Here is a 10,229-nt window from a genome sequence, read left to right as displayed (position 1 = left end):
ATATAATGCAGATTATACGAATACATTCCGCTCCTTAACGATAAATGAGCTTTCAAATACAGACTTGTTTAAAAGTGAAGAATTTAACAATTGGCAGGAAAAATGGCAGGCAAGACGTTTGCGACAGGAGCAAACAATTGAAGCATCTCATCAGCTAATGAAAAAATCAAATCCTTCGGTTATCCCAAGGAATCATCGGGTTGAGGAAGCGCTGAAGGCTGCTGAAGAAGAGGGGGATTTTACCGTCATGGAGAAGCTACTTGATGTGCTTTCTTCACCTTTTTCTTATTCAACCCGTCATGTGGAATATACAAAATTACCAGAGCCGACAACAATCCCATATCGCACCTATTGCGGAACATAATTGGAATGAAGGTTTTACGAAACACTTGACCATCAAAATGACGTTAATGTTAAAATTTTTGATGGTCATTCTTCTTTATCTTCTTTTTTCCACATATGAAACGGGCATTTAGAAAGTTCGCTATCATCATCATGTAAAAAATATTGCTTCCATTCGAAATTGTCGGCATTTCCATATTGATTTAAGCTATGATGGATCCCGGTTGAATCGTATTTTTCAAGTCTTTTACGTATATGCTTTCTAATTTTATGTGCATATGTCCCTGAATGTTCAAATGTTGTAAGCACCCATCTAGGAGTAATAGCTAACATATAGTCATCAAACTGCCTGCTTTTTCTACGGTAATGTGCTGGTGTTGCGCAGTATATAAAATATTGCTCACCATGAAAACAAAACTCCCATAGTGGTTCATGAGGGGTAACAGGAATATGCTTAGGCCAGGTTTTCTTGTCTAGCTTCGTTAAACCATTTAGGTGATTCCAAAATAATTGCTCATATTGCTCGACTGAGTACATTTCTTTTATTTCTTTCGGTGTTTGAAAAAATACAATCAATGATGTAAATTCCCCAAATTCCTTTGATGTCCTCGTGTATTCAGTTAGTAACGCTGCAAGCTCCTCAACTGAAGATTCGCTTCTTGGATCACCTAAAAATCCGTAACGAAAATGGTTCAATCTGTGTCCTTGTGTAGCTGGGATACATGGAAACAGCTCTTGTTTATTCGTCATTTTCAAAGTGAATTTACTTAAAACAGATTTTTCCCAATTGCCTAAACCGTCCAACGAATCAGATGTATATAAACGATTCAATTGAATCACCTCCTCAAGGCTCATACAGTATACGGCAGAGCACTTTACGAGGTGAATGTCCAGCATTTCAACTTTTGTAGATGGGGATTGTTAACATAGATCTAATAAGCATATTAATTAAAAAAGCACCCAAAAAAATTGGGGTGCTGTGATAGTATTGAAAATCTCATTTTATCCTTTATATAAAATGGTTTGGGCAACACCAATAAAATACTCCGATTCTACAATTATATGATTTAAAACTACTTTTGCCGTTTGATTTCGTTTAATAGGTTCACTTTCATTCATCAGCATCCGGCAAAAATTTGTAAATTCCTCGCTTTGTTTTAAGCAGAACGTGACAAGCTGAAGCACGTCCTGATAGAGTGCAGGAGAAACTTGTCCATTTGAACGATTCACAGTTTCAATGTATCGAATAACCCTGTGGTGTGCTTTAGCAAATTCGTCCTCCCATTTTTGTAAATCCTCCACATATTGTTGCTCAAGATTTTTAACTAGCTCGCGAATGACAACTGTGTGCTCTTCTTCCTGATGCTTCCAAAATTCAGCCTCATCTAATACACGTAATGGCATTTGAGTTCCATAATAAAATTGCATAAATATCCTCCTATTAATTGGAATATCCATTTCTCTATTTAAGTTTTATTCAACTAGTTTAAAAAAAGCACCAAATTAAGAAAAAAATCCTATTCATAGTTTTCTTAAGTACTACATACATTTAGGACAAGCATAGATAAAGAGGTGAAAAATATGGCATATCCAGGATCGAAGGGTTGGTTTGTTCAGCAGTTAAAGTCAAAGGGGATTAATCGGCACCCAATTGATAGAAGAAAAATAGAATTATATAAAACATCAGTTTTACGAGGATTGTATTATGATTTTATAGTGAAAAGAACGAAGTAAGGAGAGGGAAGGGCAGTGATTATATCAATTGCCCTTTTTTTAAGTAAGTAATTATTTCAAACATGTGCTTTACCGCGATCCAACTGAAACAATTGTTGATAGCGTTTGTTTGTTCTCATAAGCTCGTCATGAGTGCCTTGCATTGTCAATTCACCATGATCTAGGAAGATTATATGATCCATTTTTTCAATTTGGATCAAATGATGAGTAATCCAAATAATGGTTTTATCTTTAAGAACATCAAAGATCGTGTCCATTAGCTTGGATTCTGTTAAAGGGTCTAGTCCAATTGTTGGCTCATCAAGAACAACAATCGGTGTATTTTTTAATAAAATTCTTGCAAGAGCAATTCTTTGTCTTTCCCCACCAGAAAAGCGTTGTCCGGTTTCCTCCATTTGTGTATCAAGACCGTTCGGAAGTGATTGAATATAATGAGCTAATCCTACTTGTTTGACAATCTCCTCAATTTTTTCACGGGATGCATGCTCATTTCCTAAGCGAATATTATTTTCAACAGTTGTTGCAAAAAGATATGGCTTCTGATTTAATACACTAATGATGTCATAAATGCTATCTCCAAAATGTTCTGGTGCGAAACCAGCAATTGAAACTGTTCCAGATGTAGGAAGGAGGGAGCCTTGTAATAATTGAATAAGTGTAGACTTTCCCGCACCACTTTTTCCAAGTATCGCTAACCTTTGCCCTTGTTGAATTCTAAGTGAGATGTTATTTACAGCATTTTCTTGCTGATTTTGATAACGGTAGGTAAGCTGATTCAGTTCTATCGTTATATTTTTCAATGGAATTTTGCTTGAAATGTCTGAACGTTTCTGTCCATTACTTGAAAAACGTTCAATTCGATCTAGCCTTATTAATGCTTCCTTATAAGAAGGAATTCTTTCAACTGCATGGGAAACAGGAAGTAATCCCTCAGCTATCGGCAATGTTACAAGCGTAAAAGCAGCTATATAGCTTGGTGCAAATTCACCTGATTGAACCATAATGCTTGCCCAAATCGCCATAGAAATCATAATAATCCCAGATAATAACTGTAGATGTAATGTTCTTGTTTGATTCCAAAACGCTATCGAGCGATCAATTTGATTTTTTGCAGATTGAGCGTTTAAAAATTGTTGAATAAATTGCTCCTTTTTTCCACTTATCATCCAGTCCTTTATGCCGAAAAGCGTATCTGTTAACGACTCATAAAGCTTAACATGCCATGATTTTTGTTCTGTTTGCCTTGTTTTAAGCATGTATAAAGATAGAAGAGGATATACGAAAACAATGATTCCAAGGCATAATGCGATAAATATCGCAAATTTCCAATCAAAAAAGGCGAGTGTTACATTTGTTATAAAGAAAACAACGATTGCGCTAATTGTTGGAAAGACTGTTCGGATATAAACATCCTGTAGATGTTCAATGTCATCAGCAAGAGTACCTAATAAATCACCTGTTTTAAAACGATTATGAATGAACAATGCCTGTGGCTCAATCATTTCATATAGTTGAACACGCATTGTACTAAGAATCTTTAAAACAGCATTATGACTTGTTAATCGTTCAATATATTGGAAAACTGCTCGTGATATCCCGAAAGTACGAACACCTACAATAGGTACATATAAAAGTAAAATCGTTTCAGGCTTGAGTGATGCCTTTGAAATCAAATATCCTGATGTAAAGGTGAGCAGTGCACTTGTCAGCATTGTAAGTACTGCAAAGAAGATGGCGATCATAACCGACTTTAAATATTGTTTCATATAAGGATTAATAAACTTCTGATATAGCTTCATTTTGTATCTTCCCTCCAATGAAATGGAAGTAATGCCCTTTTTTCTCAAATAACTCTTCGTGTGTTCCGATTTCGACAAACTTACCATCGTTGATAACAAAAATAATATCCATGTTTTTTATCCAATGGAGACGATGGGTAGCAAAAAAGACGAGCTTGTTTTCCATTAATGGAAGAATCATTTGTTTGATTTCATGCTCTGTTTCAATATCTAAATGGGCAGTTGGCTCATCTAGTATGAGGATTGGCAGATCCGTTAATAAAGCTCGAGCCAATGAGATTCTTTGTTCTTCACCACCGCTTAAGCTCCGTCCTCCTTGACCGATTTTTTCTTCGAGGCCGTTTGGAAGGCGATTGATGAGCTCGTTTAAGCCGGTTATATTTACGACATTTTTTATTTCCTCGATTGTTGCCTTAGGTTTGTTCCAGCAAATATTTTCAGCAATCGACCCAGAGAAAATATACGGGTGCTGTGGAATATAAGAAAGCTGTCTTTGCCATTCTGTAACAGAAAAATGGGGGAGTGTGATTCCATTTATTTTAATGTCACTCTCGTTAGGAATCGTAAAGCCTGAAATTAGATCAATGAATGTCGATTTTCCTGCACCAGATGCCCCAATAATCCCGATTTTCTTAAACCCACTTACTTCAAACCGAATATTTTTAAGGAGATTGCGATTTTCATCGTTTGATCTTTTAGTTAATTGGTTGACTGTTAATGTAGATTCTTTATTCCATTTTGGAATGGCTACCGTTTCATTGCCCTCAGGTAGACTATCCTCATTAAGCAATTCATTGATTTGTTTTCCTGCTTCTTTTCCATCCATTGTTGCATGAAAGTCATTGCCAAATTCTCTTACAGGTGCAAAATATTCTGGTGCTAAAATAAGCATCGCGAGGGCAGTTTCTAGCCCTGTTGTCCCATTAATGAGCCGAACACCTAATTCAACTGCAAGGACTGCAACGGACAAACTTGAGAAAAAGGTAAGTGAAAATGTTGAAAGAAATGCCACTCGTAAAGTCCGATTTGTTGCAATTCGATATTTATTACTTACTGTAGCAATTGCTTTCGTATGTGATTTGCTCCTTCCTAAATAAGTTAGTGTGACAATACCCCGTAACGAATCAACAAAATGTCGGGAAAGTAAACGGTATGTTTCCATTTGGTCATCAACCTTTTTTTTGGCTGCTATGCCTAGTAAAGCTAAAAACACAATCATGACAGGCATTGTAATTGTAAGGACAATGCCTGAGAGGGTATCTGATAAGAAAACGTATATTAAGATAATTGCTGGACTGAAAAGCATTGAAATGAAACGAGGAATAAATAGCTCAAGATATTTTCGGAAATTTGGAATACCTTCAAGAGCTAAAGTGATCATATTTCCTGTTCCATTCTTTGATATTTTATTAGGGCCTATTTCAAATAGCTTTGTTATCAGCTGCTTTTGTAGAGCAAATGCTGTTTTTTCGGCAAAGTGATAGCTTAGTCTTTCTTTAAGCCATTGCAATAAATGCCGAGAAGCAAAGAAACATATAAACATAAAGAAATAGGGAAGGACAGCTGTCCAAACTGTCCCTTGAAACATACTCGTAATAATTTTTGATAAGTAAATTGCTTGCAAAATGATTGTGAAGCATTGAACAATCGTAAGTACACTAATGATGCTAAATAGTTTTTTCATACCATTATAGGTGAATAATTGTTTATCCATTAGTATTCTAAATGCTCCTTATCTGTCACTCGTTTTCGGAATACATAGTAGCTCCAAATCGTATACGCTAAAACGATAGGTACCATCGTCAGTGCAACAACTGTCATAATTTTTAACGAATAGTCACCAGATGCGGCAGCATAAATCGTTATGTTGTTTGCCGAATCAAGCGAGCTTATTAACACATTCGGGAACAAAGTAACAAAAAATGACGCTGTTACTAGAATCATAATTAAGCCAGTCATCGTAAAGCTTAGCCGTTCTCGTTTTTGTTTTAGTAATGGCAAGAGGAGAAGGTAGAGCAATATAACGGCACCGAAGATTGGAATAATATATAAGCCCTTTTCAGAAAATGCAGGTGTATATAAAGCCGTTAGACCAACAAATAGAACGATAATGGCGCCACATGCATAATAGATTTTTTTTGCTTGCTCACGAGCACGCTCTCTTAATGAATCAGTTGTTTTTAACGATATGAACATTAATCCGTGTAAATAGGATAAAAGGACAAAAGCGATCCCACCAACAACTGTATAAAGGTTTACAATATCAGTGAAGCCTGCGTACATATTCATCTCATCATCAATAGGTAAGCCTTTAATTAAACTTGAAAATAATACGCCAACTAGAAACGGTGGGAGTATGCTTCCAAAAAATATTGACCAGTCCCATGTTTGTTTCCATTTGTTCATATGCGCTTTCCCTCTAAATTCAAATGAAACTCCTCGAGCAATTAGGGCGAGAAGTAGAACGACAAATGGAATGTAATACCCGCTAAATAACGTTGCATACCAATGAGGAAATGCTGCAAACATTGCACCACCCGCTGTAATTAACCATACTTCATTCGCATCCCAAAAAGGGCCGATCGTATTGATGAGTACTCGTTTTTCCATTTCATTGCGGGCGAGGAATTTTGTACTCATTCCAACACCAAAATCAAAGCCTTCAAGAAAAATAAATCCGACAAATAACAGACCAATTAATAAAAACCAAATCTCACTTAACTGCATGGTCCAAGCCTCCTGTGCTAAAAGGGTCTGAAGCAGAAACATCTTCTTCTTTTTTTACATATGGTCCTTGTTTAATAACTTTTACAAAAAGATAGACCGTTGCTGCAAATAACAATGTAAAAACGATTAAAAAGGCAATTAGCGAAAATAGAATTTGTCCTGAAGAAACATTTGGACTTATCGCTTGTGATGTTTGAAATAAACCATTTACAATCCATGGCTGCCGTCCAATTTCAGACATAATCCAACCAGATGTATTTGCGATAAATGGAGCAGCAATCATGAACACCATAATTCTTAAATAAAATGGGTGGTTTTCTGGTTTTCCCCATTTACGATAAATTAATCCTAGGAACGTTAGCAATATCATTGCACAGCCGAAACCAACCATAATTCGGAAGCTCCAAAATGTTGTTTTGACCGGAGGAATATAATTACCATCACCAAATTTTTCTTCGTATTGAGCTTGGATTGTATTCATCCCTTGTACTTCACCTTTGAATTCACCGTATGATAAATAGCTAAGCAAATAGGGGATTTTTAAGCTCATCGTTGTTTCTTTATTTTCGGTATCGATATTTGCAATGACCGTCCATGGTGCTGGATCAGTTGTATCCTCGTATATTCCTTCGGCAGCAGCCATTTTCATCGGCTGTGCTTCAACGAGATAGCCTGCTTGAGAGTGACCTGAAAAGGCGATCCCTAAAGAGGAAATACTGCCGACAATTAAGGCGATTGTCATGGAAGATTTGAAAAAAGAAAGATCCTGCTTCTTTAATAATTTCCATGCGCTAACACCAATGATAAAGAATGAACCTGTTGCAAGTGCTGCGAAAATAGTATGTGGAAAGGCAACAAGTACCTTTGGATTTGTAAGCACAGCAACTAAATCATTCATAAGTGCTCGACCATTTTCAAGCTCGTAGCCAACTGGATTTTGCATGAAAGAATTCGCAGTTAAAATCCAAAATGCTGAAATGATTGTTCCAAATGAAACTAGCCAAATACTCGCTAAATGTAATCCTTTTGGGATTCGATTTTTACCAAATACCCAAATCCCAATAAATGTTGATTCGATAAAGAATGCAAGCAATGCTTCAATAGCTAGTGGTACACCAAAAATATCTCCCATAAATCGAGAGTACTCTGACCAGTTCATTCCAAATTGAAATTCCTGGATAAGCCCAGTCACGACACCGACAGCGAAGTTAATTAAGAAAAACTTTCCCCAGAAATCGGTCATTTTTAAATACTTTTCTTTTTTCGTAACATAATACATTGTTTGCATGAGTGCAGTTAAAAAGGCAAGACCGATTGACAATGGGACAAAGAAAAAATGGAAGATTGTCGTTGATGCAAATTGTAGTCTTGCCAGCATAATCTCAGTCATTTGAATCCCTCCTATGTATTTTCACTTAAAATATAGCACCAAAACTACTAAAGGAGATTGTGAAGTTGTGAACATACTTTGAAGCAATTGTTACAATAATTTGTCAAGACTTTTCAAGAATAAGGAAAATGAACTATTTAATATAGATAAATTGTAATGATTAATTGGGGGTATTTGGTAAGGGGGAGCGTTACTCGAGCATTTAGAGAGCTCTTTTCTAAACTAGCATTGTTTTTAAGCTAAACAATGTTAGATGTACAGGGATTATCCGTAGATCAATAAAATTAAATTTTTTCACGTTATTTTTTATATAATGACTATTGTATGCAGTGTTAATAGTGTAAACTAGAATTATGTCGAATTTAATTTAATAATTCCTTATGGAGGTTTTCACTTAATAATGTCTAGTCACTTTCAAGATTCAAATTTAAAAATATTTACATTAAACTCGAACCAAGCATTAGCAAAAAAAATTAGTGAAATTCTTGGGATTGAATTAGGAAAAAGCTCTGTTACACGCTTCAGTGATGGGGAAATTCAAATTAACATAGAAGAAAGTATTCGTGGTAGCGATGTCTTTATTATTCAATCAATTAGCAACCCTGTTAATGAGCATTTAATGGAGCTATTAATTATGATTGATGCTTTAAAACGTGCTTCAGCTAATACAATCAATTTGGTTATTCCTTACTATGGCTATGCAAGACAAGACCGTAAAGCAAGAGCCCGTGAACCGATTACTGCAAAGCTAGTAGCGAACCTTCTTGAAAAAGCTGGTGCTAATCGTGTAATTGCTCTAGATCTTCATGCACAACAAATTCAAGGATTCTTTAACATTCCAATTGACCATTTGTTAGGTGTACCTATTTTAGGAGAATATTTCTTAAATAAAAAGTTTGATGATATTGTTATCGTTTCTCCAGACCACGGTGGTGTAACACGCGCCCGAAAATTAGCCGACCGCTTAAAGGCACCAATTGCGATCATTGATAAAAGACGCCCAAGACCAAATGTCGTAGAAGTGATGAATATCGTAGGAAATATCGAAGGAAAAACGGCAATCTTAATTGATGACATCATTGATACTGCAGGAACGATTACTTTAGCTGCAAACGCACTTGTCGAGAACGGTGCAAAAGAAGTATATGCTTGCTGTACACACCCAGTTCTTTCTGGACCAGCAATTGAACGTATCCAAAATTCACAAATTAAAGAGTTGGTTGTGACAGACTCTATTTTACTTCCAGAGGAAAAACGTATAGATAAAATTGTTGAGCTGTCCGTAGCTCCGTTAATTAGTGAAGCTATAAAGCGCATTCAAGAAAATTTATCAGTGGATGAGCTTGTTCAATAAAAGAATATATTTTCGGCACTGAATTAATTAAATTTATTGAAATGAAGAAAGACGCGAGAATTGTTTGCGTCTTTTTTTGTCTTTATAAGACTTACTGAAAATATCTATGTAAGCTTCATAGTATGATGCAAAGTAAAAAAATGGATAGGGTATAACGAATTTGGACAAATTAAAACAAAATCGAATTTACAATCACCAGTTTAATTTCTTTTGATGAACATATAAGGAGGGAATAAATGATGGATACTTCTCATAACACAAAATTAACTGGTCCTGAAATCACAGGCTTGTGGACACAATATCAATCAGATTCTTTAAATCTTCGTGTTAATACATATATGTATAATAATCTTGAAGCAGAAAGTGATGATATTAAGGAAATATTCAAGGATGCGATTGCGACTTCAGAGAAAAACTTAAGTCAAATTGAAAGCATTTTCAAAAAAGAAGGGTATACTGTTCCCCAAGGCTTTACTTCACATGATGTTTATTTAGAAGCCCCGAAGTTATATTCAGATGGTTTCTGTCTTAAATACCTCCATGAAATGACGATTCATGGGCTTTCAGCATATTCAGTTGCTATAACAATTGTAACTCGTAAAGATATGCGTCTTTTTTATGAGGATAAGATTCGTGATGGCATTAGTTTGTATAATAAAACAATTGAATTACTACTTTCAAAAGGAATTTATCATCGTCCTCCATATCTTCCAAATGCTACTGGAATCGATTTTGTAAAATCAAATAATTTCTTTTCAGGATTTTTTGGAGATAAGAGAACCTTAAACGGTAGTGAAATAACGAATGTGTTTTTTAATTTGAAAAAAAGTATAGTTACCAAGGCATTATTAATAGGCTTCTGCCAAGTTGCCAAATCTAAAGA

Annotated in this window: 10 protein-coding genes; 4 read left to right on the top strand and 6 right to left on the bottom strand. The window is 35.5% G+C overall.

Annotated features, from left to right (window positions below; genetic code table 11):
• Window positions 1-364: protein adenylyltransferase SelO family protein (locus HU235_RS12935; protein WP_174880468.1), on the top strand; the 364-nt coding region annotated here is incomplete at its 5' end.
• A 65-nt stretch (window positions 365-429) separates the two neighbouring features.
• Here the strand turns inward: HU235_RS12935 and HU235_RS12930 are convergent.
• Window positions 430-1,173: a YqcI/YcgG family protein gene (locus HU235_RS12930; RefSeq protein ID WP_233452218.1), complete on the bottom strand. Its 744-nt coding sequence runs from the start codon at window positions 1,171-1,173 to the stop codon at window positions 430-432.
• A 171-nt stretch (window positions 1,174-1,344) separates the two neighbouring features.
• Window positions 1,345-1,770, bottom strand: coding sequence for a DUF2935 domain-containing protein (locus HU235_RS12925; protein ID WP_095302131.1), 426 nt, complete (start codon window positions 1,768-1,770; stop codon window positions 1,345-1,347).
• Between the two features lie 153 nt (window positions 1,771-1,923).
• On the opposite strand from HU235_RS12925, the gene HU235_RS12920 reads away from it, so the two are divergent.
• The gene (locus HU235_RS12920) at window positions 1,924-2,076 is read left to right on the top strand and encodes a YflJ family protein (protein WP_095302130.1); all 153 of its coding nucleotides are present in this window, start codon (window positions 1,924-1,926) and stop codon (window positions 2,074-2,076) included.
• Between the two features lie 56 nt (window positions 2,077-2,132).
• Here the strand turns inward: HU235_RS12920 and cydC are convergent, their stop codons facing one another.
• From cydC to HU235_RS12900, 4 genes are read right to left on the bottom strand one after another with little or no spacing between them, the layout of a single operon-like run.
• A complete protein-coding gene (cydC, locus tag HU235_RS12915) occupies window positions 2,133-3,875 on the bottom strand; it encodes a thiol reductant ABC exporter subunit CydC (protein WP_174880466.1) in 1,743 nt (580 codons plus the stop codon).
• The gene (gene cydD, locus HU235_RS12910) at window positions 3,850-5,589 is read right to left on the bottom strand and encodes a thiol reductant ABC exporter subunit CydD (protein ID WP_174880465.1); all 1,740 of its coding nucleotides are present in this window, start codon (window positions 5,587-5,589) and stop codon (window positions 3,850-3,852) included. The genes cydC and cydD overlap by 26 nt, the downstream gene beginning before the upstream one ends.
• On the bottom strand, window positions 5,589-6,602 hold the full coding sequence (gene cydB / locus HU235_RS12905) for a cytochrome d ubiquinol oxidase subunit II (RefSeq protein ID WP_174880464.1): 1,014 nt from the start codon (window positions 6,600-6,602) through the stop codon (window positions 5,589-5,591). Before cydB ends, cydD begins: the two co-directional genes overlap by 1 nt.
• Entirely contained in the window at window positions 6,589-7,992 is a 1,404-nt protein-coding gene (locus HU235_RS12900) for a cytochrome ubiquinol oxidase subunit I (RefSeq protein WP_095302126.1), read from the bottom strand. Before HU235_RS12900 ends, cydB begins: the two co-directional genes overlap by 14 nt.
• A gap of 400 nt (window positions 7,993-8,392) precedes the next feature.
• Here HU235_RS12900 and HU235_RS12895 point away from each other — a divergent pair, with 400 nt between their 5' ends.
• Together HU235_RS12895 and HU235_RS12890 are read left to right on the top strand one after the other, a co-directional pair.
• A complete protein-coding gene (locus HU235_RS12895) occupies window positions 8,393-9,346 on the top strand; it encodes a ribose-phosphate diphosphokinase (RefSeq protein WP_095302125.1) in 954 nt (317 codons plus the stop codon).
• Window positions 9,347-9,582: 236 nt separating this feature from the next.
• Window positions 9,583-10,229: DUF3231 family protein (locus HU235_RS12890; RefSeq protein ID WP_174880463.1), on the top strand; the 647-nt coding region annotated here is incomplete at its 3' end.

The sequence above is a fragment of the Metabacillus niabensis genome (genome assembly GCF_902829255.1).
In the GTDB taxonomy this organism is placed as follows: Bacteria; Bacillota; Bacilli; order Bacillales; family Bacillaceae; genus Metabacillus; species Metabacillus niabensis.
This window is presented reverse-complemented; position numbering and strand designations above follow the sequence as displayed.